This is a genomic window from Brucella haematophila, assembly GCF_005938105.1.
In the GTDB taxonomy this organism is placed as follows: Bacteria; Pseudomonadota; Alphaproteobacteria; order Rhizobiales; family Rhizobiaceae; genus Brucella; species Brucella haematophila.
This window is the reverse complement of the sequence record NZ_VCPE01000001.1, coordinates 501,206-521,560: the sequence shown is the minus strand read 5'-3', so window position 1 is coordinate 521,560 and position 20,355 is coordinate 501,206. Positions and strand designations below refer to the sequence as shown.

Below are 20,355 nucleotides of genomic sequence, written 5' to 3'. Positions count from 1 at the left end.
GGGAGGACATCATGGCCAAGACCTATAAGTCAGTCAAAATTTCTCACGGCTCCGGTGGTTGGGGCGGCCCGCTCGTCATTCAGCCGACCGAGCAGCGCAACAAGATCGTATCCGTGACCGGCGGCGGCATTCATCCGCTTGCCAAGCAGATCGCCGAAATGACCGGGGGCGAAGCCGTAGACGGTTTCCGCGCTCCGCCCATTGAAAGCGAAATGGCCGTTGTCGTGGTCGATTGCGGCGGCACCGCACGTTGCGGCGTCTATCCACGCAAGCGCATTCCGACCGTCAATCTGACGCCCGTCGGCCAGTCCGGCCCTCTGGCGCAGTTTATCACCGAAGACATTTATGTCTCCGGCGTGAAGCCCGAAAATGTCGTTCCTGCCGATGGCTCCGAGGCTCCGGCTGCCGCTGCTTCCATTGGAGCTGCCGCTGCCAAGGCCGAAGAAAAGCCAGCAGCACCTGTTGATACCTCGAACGATGGCGGCATGGTCGGCTTTATCAGCCGCATCGGTCGCGCCATGGGTCGTGTCGTCGGCATTTTCTTCAATGCTGGTCGTCGCACCATCGATCAGGTGATCCGCAACGTTCTGCCATTCATGGCGTTCGTGACGATGCTGATCGGTCTCATTCTCTACACCGGCATCGGCGATATTCTCGCCCAGCCAATGGGACCGCTCGCCAACAATATCGTCGGCCTGCTCGTTCTGTCGGCCATCTGCGGCCTGCCATTCCTGTCTCCGATCCTCGGACCGGGCGCGGTCATCGCCCAGGTGGTGGGTGTGGCCATCATCGGCCCGCAGATTGCCAATGGCACCATCGCTCCGGCAATGGCCCTGCCCGCGCTCTTCGCCTACAACACGCAAGTCGGTTGCGACTTCGTGCCGGTCGGTCTGGCGCTCGGTGAAGCCAAGCCGAAGACGATTGAAATCGGCGTGCCTGCGATCCTGATCAGCCGCCAGATCATGGGCCCTGTCTCGGTGCTCATCGCCTGGCTCGTCAGCCTCGCCGTGCTTTGACGCAAACTGGCTCGTCGCATCAACGCGGCGAGCCGTTCCTCTAATCCTCTGTTTTAACGCGCATCTTTTCCGAAAACCGTTTCACACTTTTCGGGATGCGCTCAAATATCTACCTTTTAATATTCGACATCCTCATCTCCCAATAATTGGAGGGTGTCGGTTGAGTGAAATTGAAAAGGACTGCCGCCATGCCGATACATCTCAAGACACGGATCACCGCAATCGGTCCCGAAGTGGCTGATCTCGCCGAGGGCGGCGTTCTGATCCTGTTTGCCGAGGGTTCCCCGCCTGAGCTGGCAGAAGTCTCGGTCATGCACGCCGTCGAAGACGGTCCGCAGGAAGCCGCACCGCCGGTTGGCGCGCTCATCGCCATTGGCGACCTCACGGCACGCATTACGGCTGTCGGAACAAGCGCCTGGCAGAAAGTGCGTGACATCGGTCACGTGGTGATATCGTTTACCGGCGCCGACTCGACCGATCGCCCGGGCGAAATCTGTGCCAGCGAAGTTGACGGTGCCGCTCTGGTTGCTGTGCTGCGCGAAGGACATACGATCGTCATCAGCGACTGATCTCAAGAAGCATTCATGATCCAAGGCTCTCAAATGGAACGCTCCACCATCGTCCGGGTGCATGAAGGGCTGCATGCACGCCCCGCAACCCGTTTCGTCAAGCTCGCCAAGGGGTTCGAGTGTAATATCGAGATCGCAAAGAGCGGCAAAAGCGTCAGCGCGAAAAGCTCCGTCAAACTCATGCTGCTCGGCGTGAAGGAAAATGACGAAGTCACCGTGCGTGCCGAAGGGGCCGACGCAATTGAAGCGCTGGAAGCGCTGATCGGCTATCTCGAAAACCCGCGTGCCGGGCTTGAGGAAAACGAAGGCGCAGCGGTTGCTGCCGTCGCAGAAGCTACTCCCGTCGTCGTTGCCCCAGTCGCAAACGTTGCGGTTACAGTGTTGCCGGAAGGGCAGATCAAGGGCGTTGCCGCCAGCGAAGGTCTTTCGCTTGGTGAAGCATTTCCGTTTTTCCCTGCCGAAATCACGCCGGGAACCGGCAAGCTGGCAGCAGACGAAATCGGACCGGAAATCAGCCGTTACGAGGCCGCCGTCGCGACCGTTCAGGAACGGATGGAACATTCGCTCGCGCGTGGCGATCTGGCCGAAAGCGATCGCGGTATCGTTGCCGCGTTGAAGGACATTGCCTCCGACGACAGCCTGCGGGATGAAGCACTTGCGCTCATTCGCGGCGGGATGGATGCCGTCTCTGCGACGCTCGGTGCCGCATCGACGGTCGCCCAGCAATTCGCAAGCCTCGACGATCCTTATCTCAATGCGCGTGCCGATGATGTGCACGCGATCAGCCGCCAGATATGCCTCGCCTTGCTCGGTCAGGAAGATCTCAATCTCGATGGCCTGCCAGACGGCGCCATTCTGATTGCCGAAGACATCGGCGCCTGGGATCTGGCGCGTGCACCGCTGAAGCGCATTCGCGGTGTGGTCTGCGGCCATGGCGGTGCAACCTCGCATGTCGCCATCATTGCACGCACGCACGGAATTCCGGCAGTGCTTGGGCTTGGCGACGCCGTTCATACGCTGAAGACGGCGCGCAAGGTTGCCGTCGATGGCAGCGCCGGTATTGTTCATCACGACCCCGACGCCACCATTCTGGCTGATATCGAAAGCCGCATTGCCAAGGCCACGGAAGAACAGCGTGCGCTGGACAAGTATCGTGATTTCATCCCGCGGCGTGCCGATGGCGTGACGATTGAGGTTGCGGCCAATCTCGGCGCTTTGGAGGAAATCGAAGCTGCCCAGACTGCTGGCGCGATGGGCGTCGGCCTCTTCCGCACCGAGCTTCTGTTTATGAAACATATCCATTTGCCGTCTGAAGACATGCAGATGGAAACCTATGCGGCACTTCTGCGGGCTTTTGCACCACAGTCCGTCATTGTCCGCACGCTCGATATCGGCGGTGACAAGCCCGTCGCCGGCATTGAGTTTCCTGAAGAGGAAAACCCCTTCCTCGGCTGGCGCGGCATCCGCATGTGCCTTGATCGCCCGGAAGTGTTCAAGCCGCAATTGCGCGCCCTGCTTCGCGCTGCCGTGCATGGCAATCTGAAGGTTATGCTGCCGATGGTTTCCGATATTGAGGAAATCCGGGCGACAAAGGTTCTTATTGCCGAATGCGAGCGCGAGCTGGCGGCGGAAGGCAAGCCTTACGGCACATTTGAACTCGGCGTGATGATCGAAACACCGGCAGCGGTTTTTGCCGCCGATCAGCTGGCCAAGGAATCCGCGTTCTTCTCCATCGGCACCAACGATCTGACGCAATATGTGATGGCGGCAGACCGGCTCAACCCGACGGTGGCAAAGCTGAACGACGTGCATCATCCAGCCGTGATGGCGGCCATTGAAATGACTGCGAAAGCGGCCACGTCGGCGGGCATCATGGTGGGCATGTGCGGTGAAGCGGCTGGCAAGCCCGATCTCATTCCGGAATTTATCCGCATGGGACTGACCGAACTCAGCATGAGTCCGGCTTCTATTCCGCGCGCCAAGAAGATCATCGCCGACCTGTTCGGCGCATGAACCGCCTCGGTTAAGGCAAATGGGCGATCAGCGTCGCGAAGAGGGTTTCGAGCTTCTTCGCGTCGCGGGTCTCCGCCGCGTCCACCAGCCGCTCATATCTTGCTTCCAGCACCAAAAACACGCTTTCCAGCGGATCGATATCGGCCAGATCGGCAGGTTTTTCGGTAGCCAGCCCGCAGGACAGGCAAGCGGCGGCGAGCCCGATCACTTCCGCCTTGCGCAGATTTTCCGGGTCGCACGAGGCTTCAGACGACATCGAGCGCACGGGCCTTTCAGCGAGAGACTCCAGAAACAGCGCGGTCAGCGCCTGGGCAACCGTTGCAGCATCACGCAAAACGTCTGCATGTTTGCGCAGCAGACGCCCGTGGATCACGGAAAAAGCCGCTTCGTGGATCAGCGCGTTTTCGAGTCCGTAACGGCGCATCGTTCCCTTGAGGAAATAATACATATCGCTGCGGAAGCCGCGTGCGCCTTCCGCGCCGGTGCCAAAATAGAAGGAAAGGCTGCGCATCTGCGGCGCGCCATGATGTTTGGCCGGTTCGGACGAGATGAACGAGATCGAGATCGCTTCTGCGGCGGTCAGCGCCGTATCCATCACGCCTGCGGCATGGCCGAGCAGAGCTTCCGGTGCAGGCAGACTGTTTTCGGGCGCACGCGCAGTTTGCCGGGCGCGCCTTATGACATAGCGCACGTCCCGCAGACGGTCTTTCAGACTGACAGCGATTTCATCAGAAAGTGTGCGCAGCATGACTGATCTCTTCGCTCCTTGCTCGGCCAACAATCGTATCTTAACCGATACAAAAGAAGTATTGTTTTCCTCGTCCGGGAAAAGCAATAGGTTCCATATTCACAAAGACGCAAACTGTAAGAATTTTGGGGAATCGATTTGAAAAAGACCGCCAAGGGGAAACGGAACGCAGCTGAAACCAACGACCTTCTGGTGGGATCCGAAGGCGTTGCAGCGGAAAACCGCACCAGCCGTCTCAGAACCCGTGCGGCGTGGATGTATTACGTCGAGCAGATGACCCAGAGCGATATTGCTGATGCGCTGGGTGTCGGTCGTGTGACCATCGTGCGTCTTCTTGCCGATGCCCGCGCCCGCAACGAGGTGAAGATCACCATTGAGGGCAAGCTTTCGGCACTGACAGCGCTGGAAGCAGCTCTTGAAAAGGCATTCGGTCTGGAACAGGCCATTGTCGCCCCCCTGTCCTCTGTCGAAACCGACCCGATCCCCCCGATCAGTGCTGCGACAGGCGCTTATCTCTCGGAAAAAATCCAGCATGGCATGCGCATTGGCGTCGGCTGGGGCCGCACCTTGTCCAGCACCTTGCAGCATATCGGCTCGCGCCCGGTCAACGATCTGAAGGTTATTTCGCTGCTGGGTGGCATTGTGCAGCCACGACGCTCCAACCCGCCGGAATTTGCCTGGCAATTCGCGCAAATGCTGCAAGGCGAAGGCTACCTCATCCCCGCGCCTGCCCTTGTGGACAGCAAGGAGACCCGTACCGCACTGATCGAGCGCTGCGGTCTCAATACGGTTCTGGACATGGCCGAAGAACTCGACATGGTGCTTCTCAGCATCGGCGGCATCGAAACGGCCAGCAGCACGTCCTATCGTGTGGGGCTTGTGGATGACCAGCAGAAGCAATCATTGCTCGCCAATGGCGCAGTCGGTGACGTTCTGTTCCACTTCTACGATGCCGAAGGTCGTATCGTCGACGATCCTGTCCACCAGCGCGTCATGTCTGCCAGCATCGAAAGCTTGCAGAAAACGCCACAACGTATTCTCACATCCGGCGGCAAGGAAAAAATCGAGGCGCTTCTGGGCGCGATGAAGCTTCTGCGTCCAACGGTGTTCATCACCGACGAGGAAAGCGCTGCCGAAATGCTCCGCCGCATCGGTCATTCCGTTCCGAACTGAAGCGCGAAATACAGATAATACAAACAGATAGAGCGCTTTCGTGATCTTACACGAAAGCGCTCTATTCAATTCAGCCAAAGTCGCCGCGGCGAAGTTACTTGCGCAGTTCGGCTTCGATTTCGTCCAGAACCTTGTCCTTGCCAATACCGGTCAGGAAAGCGAGACCCTTGATCACCCGCTTTTCGACTGCCGCGGAAATCGGCGTCGTCGAGACGATGAAATCGACATTATCGGCCAGTGAGGGCACCTCGGTAGCCTTGGCCTGCTGCGCGTTGAAGGTCAGCCCGCGCTTTTTCATTTCTTCGGTAACAGCAGCGTTCACAGCGGTGGATGTTGCCACGCCGGTGCCGCAGGCAAAGAGAATCGTTTTCATTTTGGCCATTGTGTTTCCTCCGATTAGCCCAGCACAACTTCAACGTCAGCGAGCGTGCGCGCATTCTTTAAATTGTCCAGCGCGTCCTCATTTTGAATCGTCGCCATAACCTGCTGCAGGGTCTCGATCTGCTTGTCCTTGTCATTGATGGCAAGCAGGAAAACAAAACCGACAGGCACTTCCTCTTCCGGATCTTCCATATTGGAAAAGACGACGGGAGATTTCAGCGTAGCGAAAGCGATGCCCGCTTTCAGGACATGCTCAGGATCGGTATGCGGAACGGCGACGTTTTCTTCGCGCTCCAGCGGCAGACCGGTTGGCATGGTCTGTTCCCGCTTTACGACTGCATCCGCATAGCTTGGCTTGACATAGCCGAGCCGTTCCAGCTTTGCCGCCAGAACACGGATGATCTCCTCATTGGTTTTGGCCTCGCTCTGCAGCTCTATCGCTTCAGGGTCGAGAAAAGCCATCAGGCCGTTCGCCATTCCATCCTCCATTTCAGATAGCCGCATACCTCTCCGGTATGCGGCCAGTATTGCTTTTGTGCCTTACCAGTTGTTCTGCTCGGCTGGCTCGTCTTCTGCACCGGCTGCCCGTTCCCAACCATCGGTGTTGCGACGATAGAGAATGAACAGCACTGCGATGACAACTGCGAGAGCCGCAATGCCGACCACGCCCAACCACTGGATTGCGGCGATGATGACATAAGGCACCCACAGGAAGCCGTCGACAACAGAAGTGATCTGCAGCGCGTTTTCCGGCAGTTTGAAGCCGGACGCAACGGCAGCACTCGTGAAGAGCGGAGCTAGCGCATTGGCCACATAGAAGCCGATGGCGAGCGTCACGGTACCGACAACAACCATGCGGAACACATTGCCCTTCAACAGCGGCGCAGTCATGGCGACGATGAACGGGATAACCGCAAGATCGGCGAACAGGATGACGCGGTTGCCCGGCAGAATCACCGACAGGATGATCGCGATAGGCACGAGGATCAGCGACGACGAGATTGCAGCCGGGTGACCGATCAGGATTGCCGAATCGAGACCAACCAGCAGTTCGCGGTCGCCGGTGCGCTTGCGCACGAATTCCTGTGCCGCATCAGATACTGGCAGCAGGCCTTCCATCAGGATTTTGACCATGCGCGGCAGAAGCAGCATCACGGCGGCAAGCGTCATGCCGGTGCCGAGCACCTTGGCCAGCACATGGCCGAAATCGCCTGCATTGTAGAAAGCGATCAGGCCGAGCACGAGACCGATGATCAGACCCAGAACCACAGGCTCACCGAAGACGCCGAAGCGGCGCTCGATGGTTTCGGTGCTGATGTGGATCTTGTTGATGCCAGGAATGCGATCCATGATCCAGTTGAGCACGATAGCAATCGGCAGGATCTGCGCCGATGCCAGATGCGGCACCGAAACGCCCGGAACGCCATAGAACTGCTGCACGGCGCGTGCCGACCAGTCAGCAAACAGAAGCGACAGAGCCGCAACGAGGGCTGCAACGATAATGCCATAGGCCAGATTGTCCGTTGCGGCGACGACGAGCGAGCCGACAAAGGCAAAGTGCCAGAAATTCCACACGTCGACATTGAGCGTGCGGGTCCAGCGCATCAAAAGCAGCGCGATATTGACCAGAATGCCGACCGGAATCACCCAGAGGCCCACGGACGAACCGAAAGCGATGGCGGCAGCCGAAGGCCAGCCCACATCAACGATGTCGCGCTTGATGCCTGTATTGGTGACGATGGCCTGAGCCACCTCGCCGATGGAGGTGAACATCAGCCCCAGCACGAGGTTGATACTGATAAAGGCGACGCCAATGGTGACGGCCGCACGGAAGGCTTTGCCCACCTTTGCGCCAAGAACCACGGCAATAATGAAGATGACGATGGGAAGCAGGACCGTCGCTCCCAACGTATCGATGGCAGATTTCAGGCCGCTTAGAAATGCGTCCATAGTTTTCTCCTCCCCCCAGTCATTCTCCAACGAATGCCAGGCCGTTCGAACGCTTGTATCAAGTTCCGCGCCGTATGCCCCCACAATCGATTTTGTTGTGTTGCATTTTGAAACACCAGGCAGAACATTTGTTTTTTATATCAGACCAATGTTTGTTCACAAGCGCTAAAGCACGGTAAGGAATAACAGGTTCGACGAGTGTGATAAATGTACACTCGTATTGACTTGGAAACAAATGTTCATTATCGACTATTGGAAGAGAGGCGTGAAGGCGCCTGGAGGAACATCAGGAGGAAAAGATGGCGACGAATGTGGCGTTGACGGGCTTGGCACGTGATATGCAGGCGCGTGCGGACAGCGGGCGGCCGATCCGTATCGGGCTGATTGGCTCCGGCGAAATGGGCACCGATATCGTAACGCGCGTGGCGCATATGCCTGGCATCGAAATTGGCGCCATTTCCGAACTGCGCGTTCCAAACGCCTTGAAAGCGGTCAACATCGCCTATCAGGAAGAGGGTCACGGCAGGCAAGTTTCGAACGCCTCCGAACTGACCTCGGCCATGGAAGGCGGCAAGGTTGCCGTTACAGACAATGCCAATCTGATCCTCGAAAATGACTTGATCGATGTCGTGATCGACGCCACCGGCGTTCCGGCTGTCGGCGCGGAAATCGGTCTGCGCGCCATGGAACATGGCAAGCATCTCGTCATGATGAATGTCGAAGCCGACGTCACCATCGGCGCTTACCTCAAGGCTGAAGCCGATCGTCTGGGCGTTACCTATTCGCTCGGCGCTGGCGACGAACCGTCTTCCTGCATGGAATTGATCGAATTCGTTTCCGCCATGGGTCACCCCATCGTTGCTGCTGGCAAGGGCAAGAACAACCCGCTCAATATCGACGCCATTCCCGATGATTATCTGGAAGAAGCCAAGCGCCGCAACATGAATGTGCGTATGCTGGTTGAGTTCGTCGACGGTTCCAAGACCATGGTGGAAATGGCAGCCATCGCCAATGCTACCGGTCTCGTGCCCGACAAGCCGGGCATGCATGGCCCTGCCGCAACGCTGGACCAGCTCAACAAGACGTTGATTCCGGAAAAGGATGGCGGCGTTCTGTCGAAGGTCGGCGTGGTGGATTATTCCATCGGCAAGGGTGTTGCACCCGGCGTCTTCGTTGTCGCCGACATGTCGCATCCGCGCGTTTCCGAACGCATGGAAGATCTGAAAATGGGCAAGGGTCCGTATTTCACGTTCCACCGTCCATATCACCTGACCTCGCTTGAAGTTCCGCTGACCTGCGCCCGCGTTGTTCTTTACGGCAAGCCGGATATGGTGCCGCTGGCCAAGCCCGTTGCCGAAGTCTGCGCTGTCGCCAAGAAGGACATGCAGCCGGGCGAAAAGCTCGATGCCATTGGCGAATATTGCTACCGCGCCTGGATCATGACGTCTGGCGAAGCGCGCACTGCGCATGCCATCCCTTGCGGCCTTCTTCAGGGCGGCAGCGTGACGAAGCCGATCAAGAAGGGCGAACTCATCACCTATGACAATGCAGCCGTCGCGCCAGGTTCGAAGATTGCCGAACTGCGCGCCCGCCAGGACAAGCTCGTTTACGGAGCATAAGGAGCCGCACCATGGTTCAAGCCAGAAAGATTGATGCGCAGGCCGCAGATCGCCACAACCTGCCCTTCGCTTTCCGCACCTATTCTCCGGAACAGCTGAAGGAAGCGCTGCACAAGATGTATCTCATCCGCCGCTTCGAAGAAGGCGCGGAAGAAAGTTACACGCGGGGGTTTATTCACGGCACAATGCACCTGTCCATCGGACAGGAAGCAAGCGCCATGGGTTCCTGCCTGCCGCTGACCGAAGATGACATGATCACCTCGACCCATCGCGGCCATGGTCATTGCATCGCCAAGGGCGCAGATGTGAAGCGCATGTTTGCCGAGTTCTTCGGCAAGGAAACCGGCTATTGCAAGGGCCGCGGCGGTTCCATGCACATTGCCGACGTTTCCAAGGGCAATCTCGGCGCCAATGGCATTGTCGGCGGCGGTATTCCGATCGCAGTCGGTGCTGCCCTTTCCGCCAAGAAGCAGAAGAACAACAAGGTTGTCGTGTCGTTCTTCGGCGATGGCGCCAACAATGAAGGCGCTTTCCATGAAGCGCTCAACATGGCTTCCGTCTGGAAGCTGCCGGTCGTTTTCGTCTGCGAAAACAATGGCTATGGCATGTCTACTTCAACCAAGCGTTCAACGGCGGTGGCCAATGTCGCGGACCGTGCCTCGGCCTACAACATGCCGGGCAAGGTCGTGGACGGCAACAATCTCTCGGACGTGGCCGAGGCCATCAACGAGGCGGTGGAGCGTGCACGGCGCGGCGAAGGCCCTTCGCTGATCGAAAACAAGACCTACCGACTGCGCGGTCATTCGAAGAGCGACCGCAACCGCTATCGCACCAAGGAAGAGATCGAGGATTGGGCGAATAATCGCGATCCTATCGCGCATTTCGAGGCTGATCTGAAGGCTTATGGCGTGATCGACGACAAGGAGATCGAAGCCATTCGAGCCAATGTCGAGAAGGAAATCGCTGACGCGATTGAATTCGCGAAGAACAGTCCTTCTCCTGACCTCACCAACCTGACCCGCGACGTATATACGGACGAAATCTGATCATGGACACCACAATCCGCGAGTTGAGCTATTCGCAAGCCATTCAGGAAGCCATGGCGATTGCCATGGAGCGCGACGACCGCGTTTTCCTGATGGGCGAGGACATCGGCGTCTATGGTGGCGCGTTTCAGGTTACCGGCGATCTCGTGCATCGCTTCGGTGAAGACCGCGTCATGGACACGCCTATTTCCGAACTGGGCGGCGCTGGCGTCGCCGTCGGCGCAGCGCTGACCGGCATGCGCCCGATCTTCGAATTCCAGTTCTCCGACTTTGCCGCTCTGGCGATGGAACAGATCGTCAATCAGGCCGCAAAAATCCGCTACATGCTGGGTGGCGCGGTTTCGGTGCCGCTGGTCATGCGCTTTCCCGCCGGTTCCGGCACGGGGGCCGCTGCACAGCATAGCCAGAGCCTCGAAGCCTGGCTCGGCCATGTGCCCGGACTGAAAGTCTTGCAGCCATCCACGCCGCATGACGTCAAGGGCATGCTGCTGGCAGCCGTTGAGGACCCAGATCCGGTCATGATCTTCGAGCATAAGTTGCTCTACAAGATGAAAGGCCCAGTGCCTGAAGGCTACTATACCGTGCCAATCGGCAAGGCCGAAGTGGTGCGCGAAGGCCGCGATCTCACCATCGTCGCGACCGCCATCATGGTGCACAAGGCGCTGGATGCGGCAGCAGAACTGGCCAAGGAAGGCATCGACGTCGAAGTCATCGATCTGCGCACCGTGCGCCCGATTGACCGCGACACGATCATCAAGAGCGTCAAGAAGACCTCCAAGCTGCTTTGCGTCTATGAAGCCGTGAAAACGCTCGGCATTGGTGCAGAAATCTCGGCCATCGTCGCTGAAAGCGATGCTTTCGATTATCTCGACGCCCCCATCGTGCGTCTTGGCGGCGCAGAAACACCAATTCCGTACAACCCGGATCTGGAACGCGCGACCGTGCCGCAGGTGCCTGACATCCTCAAGAGCGCCCGCGATCTTGCCAAGGGAGTGCGCTGACCATGGCAGTGGAAGTCATCCTGCCGAAAGTCGACATGGATATGGAGACCGGCCAGATTTCGCGCTGGTACGCCAAGGATGGCGATACCGTCACGAAGGGCCAGCTCCTGTTCGAGATCGAAACGGATAAGGCGGCCATGGAAGTGGACGCACCGGCCAGCGGCATTCTCGGCAATGTGACTGCCGCCGAAGGCACGGTCGTGCCAGTCGGTCAGGCAGTCGCCTGGATTTACGAAGAAGGCGAAGAGCGCAAAACACCACCATCCGTTGGGCTCACCGCCGATGCGCAGCCTGCTCCCTCGCAGAGCGCGCCTGTACCGGTTCGGGAGGCTGCACCCCAACCTGCCGAACCGGTCATTTCCGCCTCCCAAGGTGCTGCCGCTCAGGACGCAGCCGTGCGTGCAACGCCGCTTGCACGCCGACTGGCCCGCGAGGCCGGTATCGATCTGGAGGCGATTGCGGGTTCCGGTCCAAAGGGGCGCGTGCAGAAAAAGGATGTCGAGGCGAAGATTGGCTCTGCCCCGGCTGCTGTCGCACCGGCACAGCCTTCGGCTCCAGTATCAGCTCCGTTGTCCAAACCTGTGGCGACTTTCTCCGCAGGTTCCGCGGCCCCGCTCAATGCCGTCTGGCTGCGTGAGGGTGAAGCCGGAAAACTGCCGATTGTCCTGATCCATGGCTTCGCCGCCGATCTCAATTCGTGGCGCGGCCTGCTTGCAGGGGCGACACTCGGCCACCCGGTTCTGGCGCTTGACCTTCCCGGTCATGGAGCGTCCACGCGTGCGGTGCCGGATGGCATCGATGCTATCACAGAAGCTGTTGAAGCCACACTCGCCGCCTTTGGCGTGAATGCCTGCCTGCTTGGTGGCCATTCCTTCGGTGGCGGCGTTGCCGCAACTGTTGCAGCACGTGGCATCGTCGATGTGCGCTCGCTGGTGTTGATTTCGTCCGCTGGTCTCGGTCCCGAGATCAACGGCGCCTTCACCAAGGGCCTGATCGCCGCCAAAAGCGAGGCGAGCATTACGCCGTGGCTGAAGCTCCTTGTCAGCGATGAAAGCCTGCTCACGCGGCCTTTCATCAATGCCACGGTCGCTCAAGCTGCCGATACCGAATTGCGTGCCGCGCAAAGCGCCATTGCAGAACGGTTCTTCACCGACAGTACCCAGACATTCGACGTCCGGTCGGCTATCGCCGGATTGCCGATCCCGGTGCGGCTCATCTTCGGTGCGGAAGATCGGGTCATTCCTGTCAGCCATGCCCATGGCCTGCCCGGAAAAGTTGGAGTGCATATCTTCCAGCGTTGCGGACATATGCCGCAAATCGAGGAGCGTGCCGAAGTGCTGCGTATTCTCGCCGAATGCGTCCGCGCCGCTGCCTGAAACAACAAAGCCCCGGTTTAACCGGGGCTTTTTTTTATGCATCAGGCGGTGAGCGCCGATAAGGCCCGCTCGACCAGCCGCGCCATGGAACGCGTCGAGCCGAAAGGCCAGATATCGCCTCCGAGATGATAAATATGGCCAGCGCTGACCACCGGCAGGACCGGCCAGATAGCGCTTTCAGTCAATTCCTTCGGCGTCGCTTCATCCAGCAGGCAAAGCCGTGTTTCCGTGCCGAGGGACGCAAGCTCTTCCAGCCCAAAGGTCGTGAAGCCAAAGGGCTGCATGCCACGGTCAACCGCTTCCGAGAAACCAGCCTGCACCAGTGTTTTCATCACCGCCGAATTGGTTGTGAATATTCTCAATCGCGCCACGCCGGGCAAGGGCTGCGCAATCACGACAGGCAGCGGGCCGGAAAGTTTCGCCCGTGCCGCCGACAGACCATCTTCGAAAGACTGCCATTCGGCCTTGCCTTCCGCCTCGCGCCCCAGTGCGGTTGCGGCAGCGGCGAGATTTGATTTCATATCCTGAAAGAGATCGGCGCTATCGGACGCGCCATCCAGCAGCACAGTCGGCGCAATTGCCTTGAGGCGCTCGGCAATCGCCTTGTGGCGCAGCGCGGAGGTCAGGATCAGGTCCGGCTTCAGTCGCGTCAGCGCTTCGAGGCTCGGCTGTTGTCGCCCACCGACATCGGTCGCATCGGCAAGTCCATCATTCTCGATATTGACCCACTGGCGATAGCCCGCCAGATCGGCGACGCCCAGCGGGCGAATGCCGAGCGAAAGCGCAATTTCCGTTTCCGCCCATTCAAGGGTTACGATTTTGCGCGGCGCTTCAGCCCGAACGGAAGACGTAAGGGCGGCCAAAGCCGCCCCCACAAGAAATTCACGTCGTGAGAAACTCACTACCATTTCACACTCGTTGTCGCCACAATGGAGCGGCCCTGCCCGTAATAGCACTGGCTGGTCGAATTACAGCCTGCCACATATTTCTTGTCGCCAAGATTATAGGCATTCACCTGAAGGCGATAGTTGCCAAGATCGTAGCGCAGGAAGGCATCAACCAGCGTGTAGGATGGCACGAAGAACGTGTTCAGCGTGTCGCCTGCGGTCTTGCCGATGCGGCGCACGCCGCCGCCAAGAACGAGACTGCCGTCGATATTGTTCGGAAGCGGCACGTTATAGCTTACAAACAGCGACTGCTGGTCCTTCGGCACGGTGTAAGGCAGCTTGCCAACCTGGGCCGGGGTCTGGCTTTCGCTGACTTCCGGATCCTGGAAGCTCATGGCAGCCGTCAGGTTCAGGCGATCCCACAATTGGGCAGTGCCTTCCAGTTCGACGCCGCGCACCCGCACTTCATCCGTCTGATAATAGACGCCGGAAATACGATTGACGACATTCTGCTGTTCAGCTTCGAAGGCCGAAAGCGTTACGCTGTAATTCGCACCTTCCGGGGCATATTTGATGCCCACTTCCTTCAACGTGCCGGTCGTCGGCTTGAGCGGCGTATCCGCCAATGTCAGCGTCGGCAGGAACGAAGTCGAATAAAGCGCGTAAGGCACAAAGCCACTGTCGAACACATAGGCTACACCCGCACGACCCGTGAACTTTTCCGGGTCCTGTTCGTAGTCAACCGTGCGGCCCGACGAAAGCGTCGTCTGCTCGGAATCGACCTTCACAAAGTCCTTGCGGCCGCCGAGCGTCACGCGCAGATTGCCTGCCTCGATCTGATCCTGCACATAAATGCCGGTCTGATACTGGTTTTGGAGAAGGCGCGTCGTGGCCTTGACCGGCGTCAGCGGCTGATTGAAGGTCGGGTTGAACAGGTCCTGCGACGGACCGGTCGCCGAGCCGGTATAATTGTCGAGACGCTGCCATTGCTGATCGACGCCGACCAGCAAAGTGTGCTCCAGCGGCCCCGTATCGAAGCGCGATTCAAGCTGCGTGTCGAAGGCGATGGCATCGAGTTCCGGCTGGGCCAGATAATTGGTGCGCGGCAGCGTTGTGCCATTCCAGCCACTGGTTGGCAGCACGCCTGCAAACAGGTTGCGGTAATCGGTCTTCAGATGCGAATAGCGGAAGTTCTGGCGCAGCGTGAACGTATCGTTGAAACGATGCTCGAACTGATAACCGACATAGCCGATTTCTTTCTTATAGGTCGCGCTGCGCGGATCACCATCGGTGAAATCGCGCGGAATGCTCTGGCCGGTCGGGTTGGGCAACACGCTGCCATATGCCGGAATGATCACACCCGCCTGCCCCAGATCATCCTTGAGATAGCCACCGGAAACAATCAGGCTGGTATCGGCATCTGGACGCCAGGCAAAGCTTGGATTGATCGCAATACGGTTGTTCTTGCCCAGATCGTAGGACGTATCGGCATCACGGATCATACCGTTCAGGCGATAGGTGAAACGCGGATCGTTGTTGATCGGACCTGTCAGATCGAAACCGAATTCCTTGCGCTGGAAACTGCCGCCACGCAGATAGGCTTCATTGGACGCTTCAGCCTGTGGCTGCTTGCTGACCATGTTGACGATACCGCCGACATTGCTCTGGCCGAACAGCGCTGAACTTGGGCCGCGCAGCACTTCCACGCTTTCGAGCGAATAGGGTTCGACCACAAAGCCCGAATAGCCGCCGGTCTGGTTGGCGATCTGCGGGATACGGATACCATCCAGATAGAGATCAGCCGGGAAGCCGCGAATAGTATAGTAATCCGAGCGCACATCGGCGCCATAACGCTGACCGTTCACATTAGCGCTGTAAAGCAACGCTTCACTCACCGACGAAACAGCGCGATCATTCATGTTATCGCGCGTGACGACGGAAATCGACTGCGGTGTTTCGCGGATCGGCGTGTCGCTCTTGGTGGCTGCGCGGCTATATTCGGCGATGTAGCCCTTGACCGGGACGCGAGGCCCCTTGTCACCGGAAGTCTGCACTTCGATGGTGTTGAGCTGAATGACGCCCGTATCCTGCGCCATCGCCGGAACCGCGACGGCGCCAAGCGCCACGCTTCCAAGAAGCACGGTTTTGAGCAGCGATCCGGCGTGCCCGCTGTTGTGAATGCGATCTGTGTTACGCACGGTGTCCCTGCTCGTCTTCAACCCTGTTCTCCTGCCGTTTTCTGCAAAACGGCTACTGCCCGCAGCCCGTCAAAGCAGCGGTTATAGCGATTATTTTTTATTGTTGCGTAAGTCCAGAATTCAGAATAATTCTAATTTACTCACACAATTCAATGTGTTGCGCGAGCGAATATATTCGGGACCGTTTGGTGAGTCAGGCCAATCTGAGTTGCATTCGGGTCAAAATTTTGCAATTCCATTTAAATATGACAATTTCAGTCAAATTGGGCCAAAATGGAAATTCGCACGCGACCGAAACACGCCATCGACTATCAGGACATTGCACGCCCTCTGGCGGTGATGCGGCGCGACTATAAGAAAAGCGCGTCGTCCGGCTGGCACAGTCACCGGCGCGGCGAACTTCTCTACAGCAATAGTGGCTATATGACGGCGCAGACCGAGGATGGCGCTTTCATGCTGCCGAGCGGCTATGCCGTGCTGCTTCCGCCCGATGTACCGCACACTGTCGACATCTATGGCGCAGTGGAAATGCATGCCGTCTTTATCGAAGAATCGGTCTTGCGCGAGCACTGGGAGCCGACGCGCGTTCTGAAAGTTTCGCCCCTGTTGGACGCCAGCGTGCAGGCTCTGGCTGAGGAACCGGTGCTTTACGATGAGAATGGCCGTGGCCAACATCTCAGCGCGCTTATTCTGGACGAGGTTCGCTCGGCACAGGAGCAGCCTTATGTGGTTTCGCTTCCGACCGACAAGCAATTGCGCAAGCTTTGCCGCAGCCTGCTCGACAATCCCGGTCTCGACCTCACGATTGATGACTGGGCGGACGAAGTCGGCATGAGCCGTCGCACCATGACGCGTAAATTCCGTCTCCAGACAGGCATGAGTTTTGTCGAGTGGCGACAGCGTCTGCGCGTATCTCATGTCATGCGCAAACGCGCAGAAGGCATGCCGCTTGCCATCGCCAGCGTCGAAGCGGGTTATCAGAGTGTTTCGACGTTGAAAAAGACGATGAAACGATTGGGCGGCCAATAGTCAGATGGCTCACTGGTAGCGCGATTATATCCGCCGTACAGGCAAATTGATTTCAGCTGCCGCGAATAGCCCCAAATGCAAGATCAGACTGAGGCCGTTAAACGATATGGAGAAACGGCATGAGAGTGTCGGTACTTTCTTTAGCTGCGGCACTGGCAGTATTCGCCTTCAATGCCGAAGCTGCCCCGGTCAGCAATCTGCAAGCAACCGTGCAATCCGGACTGCTGCAAAAGGCTGATTACCGCTGCGGTCGCGGCTGGCGCATGACCTATGACGGTGTATGCGTCCCCGGTTATCGCCGCCCACCACCACCTCCCGGTTGGGGCTGGGGTCCACCGCCTCCGCCACGCTGGGGCTGGGGACCGCCGCCGAGAGACTGGCGTCGTCACCATTGGCGCGACGAATATCGGGACCGGCCACCGCGTCACAGACCGCGCCCTTACTGGGACTGATTTCATGTCATTAGATTGGGCGGCCAAGGCCGCCCTTTCTCTTCTCAATGCTTCATCGATTCCGCTTCACGCAATATCAGTTCCTTGCTGAACCCTATTGATATCGCAATGAAAATTGAAACTGGAATTTTTTGATTTACGTACCTCATTTTTGCTCCTATGGTTTGTTTGGAGGAGCAGGAATGAAACCCACCGTTCATGATATAGCGCGCACTGCGGGCGTCAGCCTCGCCACGGTTGATCGCGTTTTGAACGACCGCCCTGGCGTCCGATCCAAAACCCGTGAGCGGGTGGTGGATGCCATGAATACGCTTGGCTATGTCCGCGATGTGGGTGCCGCCAATCTGGCGCGCAGCCGGCTTTATCAGTTCGATTTCATTGTGCCCGACAATGACAACACCTTCATGCTGAGCCTTCGCGACGAGATCGCTATTGCGACCGAGCGAGCGCTAGCCGAGCGCGTCTCGATCAATCTCATTCTGGTTCCTGCATTTGATGAGGTTGCACTGGTCGCGGCGCTCGACGCCAGCGGCCTGCGCAAGCCTGACGGCGTGGCTTTCGTCGCGCTTGATACCGATCCGGTTCGGGCGGCCTGCGACCGGCTGCGCGCAAGCGGCGTGCATGCCGTGACACTGGTTTCCGATCTCGGCCACTCGGCCCGCGAACACTATGTCGGCGTGGATAATACTGCGGCCGGACGCACGGCAGCTCGACTTCTCGGTCTCTTCGCCAATGGAACCGAAGGCGTCATCGCCATTCTGACCGGGTCGTTGAAAGTGCGTGATCATCGCGAGCGCTTCGATGGTTTCACTTCGGCCATGCGGAACAATTTTCCTGAACGCTCCATCCTCCCTGCCCTTGAAGGGCTCGATGAAGATGCGCGGGTGGAAAATCTGGTACGCACCCTGCTTCGCGAACGCAACGATATTGCGGGCATTTACAGCCTCGGCGCCGGCAATGGCGGATTGCTACGTGCGCTTGCCACCCATACGGGAAAGCGTCCTCTGGTGATCGCCCATGAGCGCGACGACGCGACCTCGCAGGCGCTGGAACAAGGACTGGTGCATGGTGTTCTGGCACAAGATGCCGGGCATGAAATCCGCAGCGCTATTCGTATCCTGAAAGCCTCTGCGGATCGGCTACCAATTATTCCGGGGCAGGAACATATTCGCATCGAAATCTTTCTCAAAGATAACCTGCCGCAGTTCTGCTAAACCGTTGGCCATCGTGAATTTCCGACAGGAGCAACCATGTATCTCGGCCTCGATCTTGGAACATCCGGCGTCAAAGCGCTTCTGATCGACGACAATCAGCGGCTTGTCGGCTCGGCGCATGGCGAGTTGGACGTATCCCGCCCGCATCCGGGCTGGAGTGAACAAAATCCCGCCCAATGGATCAGCGCGACTGAAACCGCTATAGACGCCTTGCGGCAAGCTCATCCGAAAGAATTCGGAGCCATCAAAGGCATCGGCCTTTCAGGCCAGATGCACGGTGCGACATTGCTGGACGATGCCGATCAAGTGCTGCGGCCCTGCATCCTCTGGAACGACACGAGAAGCTATCGTGAGGCCGCAGAGCTTGATGCTGATCCAGCCTTCCGCACTATTACCGGCAATATCGTCTTTCCCGGCTTTACCGCACCCAAACTCGTGTGGGTCGCCCACAATGAATCCGATACCTTCGCCAAAACGCGCAAGATCCTGTTGCCGAAGGATTATTTGCGCCTCTGGCTGACTGGCGAACACGTATCAGACATGTCGGATTCAGCCGGAACAAGCTGGCTTGACACCGGCGGACGTCACTGGTCATCCGAATTGCTTGCAAAGACCGGGCTGACCGAAAGCCAGATGCCACGACTTGCGGAAGGCAGCGACGCTACGGGACAATTGCGTGCTGAACTTGCAGTGCGTTGGGGCATAGACGGTCGTCCTGTGGTCGCAGGCGGCGCAGGCGACAACGCCGCCTCGGCTTGCGGCATGGGAACTGTAAAGCCCGGTCATGCTTTCGTGTCGCTTGGCACGTCCGGCGTCTTGTTTGCCGCCAATGGCGCCTATCAGCCGAAGCCTGAAAGTGCCGTCCATGCCTTTTGCCACGCGCTGCCCGGCACATGGCATCAGATGGGCGTTATTCTCTCGGCGGCAAGCGCGCTTGACTGGTTCGCGCGCGTCGTCGGCGCAACGCCGCATGTGCTCGATCAGGAACTGGGCGACACTGTTAAAGCGCCCGGCAGTGTGACCTTCCTGCCTTATCTGTCCGGCGAGCGCACGCCTTATAATGACGCAAAAATTCGCGGCAGCTTTAACGGTCTGGAGCATGAAACCGACCGAAACGCCATGACACAGGCCGTTCTGGAAGGTGTGTCCTTTGCCATCCGCGACAGTCTCGCCGCGCTTCAATCGGCAGGCACGGAAATCCATTCTCTCATCGCGGTTGGCGGCGGCTCCCGCTCCGCCTATTGGCTAAAATCCATTGCCACAGCGCTGAACACGCCCGTTTCGCTGCCAGAAGAAGGTGACTTTGGCGCCGCCTTCGGCGCCGCTCGTCTGGGGCTGATTGCGGCCAGCGGGGCCTATCCGTTCGCAATTTGCACGCCGCCGCGCACCGCTCGCACTATCGAGCCTGAACAGGCGCTTCTCTCCGCTTATGACGAAGCCTATCAGCGCTATCGCGCACTCTACCCGGCCCTGCATTCACTGGCTGGCTAGTGGTCTGATTCCAACATTTGCATCCCTGAGTTCCAAGCGCTGAGCAAATGTTGGAATCAAAAAGACCACTAGCAACTATATGTATCTAGTGGATTTTTCGAATTTGACGTTTGAAGCAGCTTATGTGACAGCCGGGATTCAAACGTCAAATTCAATCCACTAGACTGGATAACGAAAACCCGCCTTCCGGCG

The 20,355-nt window shown here is 58.3% G+C and carries 18 protein-coding genes; 12 read left to right on the top strand and 6 right to left on the bottom strand.

Annotation, left to right across the window (positions count from 1 at the left end):
- Window positions 1-11 precede the first annotated feature (11 nt).
- From srlE to ptsP, 3 genes are all read left to right on the top strand, one after another.
- On the top strand, window positions 12-1,016 hold the full coding sequence (srlE, locus tag FGI60_RS02425) for a PTS glucitol/sorbitol transporter subunit IIB (RefSeq protein ID WP_138783762.1): 1,005 nt from the start codon (window positions 12-14) through the stop codon (window positions 1,014-1,016).
- A gap of 188 nt (window positions 1,017-1,204) precedes the next feature.
- Complete coding sequence (locus FGI60_RS02420; RefSeq protein ID WP_078340336.1) at window positions 1,205-1,585, top strand: PTS glucitol/sorbitol transporter subunit IIA; 381 nt, start codon at window positions 1,205-1,207, stop codon at window positions 1,583-1,585.
- A 33-nt stretch (window positions 1,586-1,618) separates the two neighbouring features.
- On the top strand, window positions 1,619-3,598 hold the full coding sequence (ptsP, locus tag FGI60_RS02415; protein ID WP_138783862.1) for a phosphoenolpyruvate--protein phosphotransferase: 1,980 nt from the start codon (window positions 1,619-1,621) through the stop codon (window positions 3,596-3,598).
- 10 nt (window positions 3,599-3,608) lie between these two features.
- Here ptsP and FGI60_RS02410 read toward each other — a convergent pair whose 3' ends face one another.
- Window positions 3,609-4,346 (bottom strand): hypothetical protein, encoded by a 738-nt coding sequence (locus tag FGI60_RS02410; RefSeq protein WP_138783761.1) that lies wholly within the window; start codon window positions 4,344-4,346, stop codon window positions 3,609-3,611.
- 138 nt (window positions 4,347-4,484) lie between these two features.
- Here FGI60_RS02410 and FGI60_RS02405 point away from each other — a divergent pair, with 138 nt between their 5' ends.
- Window positions 4,485-5,519 (top strand): sugar-binding transcriptional regulator, encoded by a 1,035-nt coding sequence (locus FGI60_RS02405; protein WP_138783760.1) that lies wholly within the window; start codon window positions 4,485-4,487, stop codon window positions 5,517-5,519.
- Between the two features lie 94 nt (window positions 5,520-5,613).
- Here FGI60_RS02405 and FGI60_RS02400 read toward each other — a convergent pair whose 3' ends face one another.
- From FGI60_RS02400 to FGI60_RS02390, 3 genes are all read right to left on the bottom strand, one after another.
- The gene (locus FGI60_RS02400; protein ID WP_078340332.1) at window positions 5,614-5,901 is read right to left on the bottom strand and encodes a PTS sugar transporter subunit IIB; all 288 of its coding nucleotides are present in this window, start codon (window positions 5,899-5,901) and stop codon (window positions 5,614-5,616) included.
- Between the two features lie 14 nt (window positions 5,902-5,915).
- Window positions 5,916-6,377: a PTS sugar transporter subunit IIA gene (locus FGI60_RS02395; RefSeq protein WP_138783759.1), complete on the bottom strand. Its 462-nt coding sequence runs from the start codon at window positions 6,375-6,377 to the stop codon at window positions 5,916-5,918.
- Between the two features lie 63 nt (window positions 6,378-6,440).
- Window positions 6,441-7,850: a PTS galactitol transporter subunit IIC gene (locus tag FGI60_RS02390; protein WP_138783758.1), complete on the bottom strand. Its 1,410-nt coding sequence runs from the start codon at window positions 7,848-7,850 to the stop codon at window positions 6,441-6,443.
- A gap of 299 nt (window positions 7,851-8,149) precedes the next feature.
- Between FGI60_RS02390 and FGI60_RS02385 the strand changes: the two genes are divergently transcribed.
- From FGI60_RS02385 to FGI60_RS02370, 4 genes are read left to right on the top strand one after another with little or no spacing between them, the layout of a single operon-like run.
- Window positions 8,150-9,469: an NAD(P)H-dependent oxidoreductase gene (locus tag FGI60_RS02385; RefSeq protein WP_138783757.1), complete on the top strand. Its 1,320-nt coding sequence runs from the start codon at window positions 8,150-8,152 to the stop codon at window positions 9,467-9,469.
- Window positions 9,470-9,480: 11 nt separating this feature from the next.
- A complete protein-coding gene (locus tag FGI60_RS02380) occupies window positions 9,481-10,515 on the top strand; it encodes a thiamine pyrophosphate-dependent dehydrogenase E1 component subunit alpha (protein ID WP_078340328.1) in 1,035 nt (344 codons plus the stop codon).
- A 2-nt stretch (window positions 10,516-10,517) separates the two neighbouring features.
- A complete protein-coding gene (locus FGI60_RS02375; protein ID WP_078340327.1) occupies window positions 10,518-11,516 on the top strand; it encodes an alpha-ketoacid dehydrogenase subunit beta in 999 nt (332 codons plus the stop codon).
- 2 nt (window positions 11,517-11,518) lie between these two features.
- The gene (locus FGI60_RS02370; RefSeq protein ID WP_138783756.1) at window positions 11,519-12,892 is read left to right on the top strand and encodes an acetoin dehydrogenase dihydrolipoyllysine-residue acetyltransferase subunit; all 1,374 of its coding nucleotides are present in this window, start codon (window positions 11,519-11,521) and stop codon (window positions 12,890-12,892) included.
- 41 nt (window positions 12,893-12,933) lie between these two features.
- Here FGI60_RS02370 and FGI60_RS02365 read toward each other — a convergent pair whose 3' ends face one another.
- Together FGI60_RS02365 and FGI60_RS02360 are read right to left on the bottom strand one after the other, a co-directional pair.
- Complete coding sequence (locus FGI60_RS02365) at window positions 12,934-13,800, bottom strand: iron-siderophore ABC transporter substrate-binding protein (RefSeq protein ID WP_138783755.1); 867 nt, start codon at window positions 13,798-13,800, stop codon at window positions 12,934-12,936.
- Window positions 13,794-15,998, bottom strand: coding sequence for a TonB-dependent siderophore receptor (locus FGI60_RS02360; protein ID WP_328592640.1), 2,205 nt, complete (start codon window positions 15,996-15,998; stop codon window positions 13,794-13,796). Before FGI60_RS02360 ends, FGI60_RS02365 begins: the two co-directional genes overlap by 7 nt.
- 252 nt (window positions 15,999-16,250) lie before the next feature.
- Between FGI60_RS02360 and FGI60_RS02355 the strand changes: the two genes are divergently transcribed.
- The 4 genes from FGI60_RS02355 to xylB all read left to right on the top strand — a co-directional run bounded on the left by FGI60_RS02355 (window position 16,251) and on the right by xylB (window position 20,163).
- Window positions 16,251-17,006 carry an AraC family transcriptional regulator gene (locus FGI60_RS02355; RefSeq protein ID WP_078340324.1) on the top strand — a complete coding sequence of 252 codons (756 nt, stop codon included), beginning with the start codon at window positions 16,251-16,253 and terminating at the stop codon, window positions 17,004-17,006.
- A gap of 119 nt (window positions 17,007-17,125) precedes the next feature.
- Complete coding sequence (locus tag FGI60_RS02350) at window positions 17,126-17,458, top strand: hypothetical protein (protein WP_138783754.1); 333 nt, start codon at window positions 17,126-17,128, stop codon at window positions 17,456-17,458.
- A gap of 182 nt (window positions 17,459-17,640) precedes the next feature.
- Complete coding sequence (locus tag FGI60_RS02345) at window positions 17,641-18,672, top strand: LacI family DNA-binding transcriptional regulator (protein ID WP_138783753.1); 1,032 nt, start codon at window positions 17,641-17,643, stop codon at window positions 18,670-18,672.
- Window positions 18,673-18,708: 36 nt separating this feature from the next.
- Window positions 18,709-20,163, top strand: coding sequence for a xylulokinase (gene xylB, locus FGI60_RS02340; protein ID WP_138783752.1), 1,455 nt, complete (start codon window positions 18,709-18,711; stop codon window positions 20,161-20,163).
- Window positions 20,164-20,355: the final 192 nt, after the last annotated feature.

Excerpts from the sequence above, each read along its gene's own strand:
- srlE (WP_138783762.1), top strand. The coding sequence starts at position 12 with ATGGCCAAGACCTATAAGTCAGTCAAAATTTCTCACGGCTCCGGTGGT.
- FGI60_RS02420 (WP_078340336.1), top strand. The coding sequence starts at position 1,205 with ATGCCGATACATCTCAAGACACGGATCACCGCAATCGGTCCCGAAGTG.
- ptsP (WP_138783862.1), top strand. The coding sequence starts at position 1,619 with ATGGAACGCTCCACCATCGTCCGGGTGCATGAAGGGCTGCATGCACGC.
- FGI60_RS02410 (WP_138783761.1), bottom strand. The coding sequence starts at position 4,346 with ATGCTGCGCACACTTTCTGATGAAATCGCTGTCAGTCTGAAAGACCGT.
- FGI60_RS02400 (WP_078340332.1), bottom strand. The coding sequence starts at position 5,901 with ATGGCCAAAATGAAAACGATTCTCTTTGCCTGCGGCACCGGCGTGGCA.
- FGI60_RS02395 (WP_138783759.1), bottom strand. The coding sequence starts at position 6,377 with ATGGCGAACGGCCTGATGGCTTTTCTCGACCCTGAAGCGATAGAGCTG.
- FGI60_RS02390 (WP_138783758.1), bottom strand. The coding sequence starts at position 7,850 with ATGGACGCATTTCTAAGCGGCCTGAAATCTGCCATCGATACGTTGGGA.
- FGI60_RS02385 (WP_138783757.1), top strand. The coding sequence starts at position 8,150 with ATGGCGACGAATGTGGCGTTGACGGGCTTGGCACGTGATATGCAGGCG.
- FGI60_RS02380 (WP_078340328.1), top strand. The coding sequence starts at position 9,481 with ATGGTTCAAGCCAGAAAGATTGATGCGCAGGCCGCAGATCGCCACAAC.
- FGI60_RS02375 (WP_078340327.1), top strand. The coding sequence starts at position 10,518 with ATGGACACCACAATCCGCGAGTTGAGCTATTCGCAAGCCATTCAGGAA.
- FGI60_RS02370 (WP_138783756.1), top strand. The coding sequence starts at position 11,519 with ATGGCAGTGGAAGTCATCCTGCCGAAAGTCGACATGGATATGGAGACC.
- FGI60_RS02365 (WP_138783755.1), bottom strand. The coding sequence starts at position 13,800 with ATGGTAGTGAGTTTCTCACGACGTGAATTTCTTGTGGGGGCGGCTTTG.
- FGI60_RS02355 (WP_078340324.1), top strand. The coding sequence starts at position 16,251 with ATGGAAATTCGCACGCGACCGAAACACGCCATCGACTATCAGGACATT.
- FGI60_RS02350 (WP_138783754.1), top strand. The coding sequence starts at position 17,126 with ATGAGAGTGTCGGTACTTTCTTTAGCTGCGGCACTGGCAGTATTCGCC.
- FGI60_RS02345 (WP_138783753.1), top strand. The coding sequence starts at position 17,641 with ATGAAACCCACCGTTCATGATATAGCGCGCACTGCGGGCGTCAGCCTC.
- xylB (WP_138783752.1), top strand. The coding sequence starts at position 18,709 with ATGTATCTCGGCCTCGATCTTGGAACATCCGGCGTCAAAGCGCTTCTG.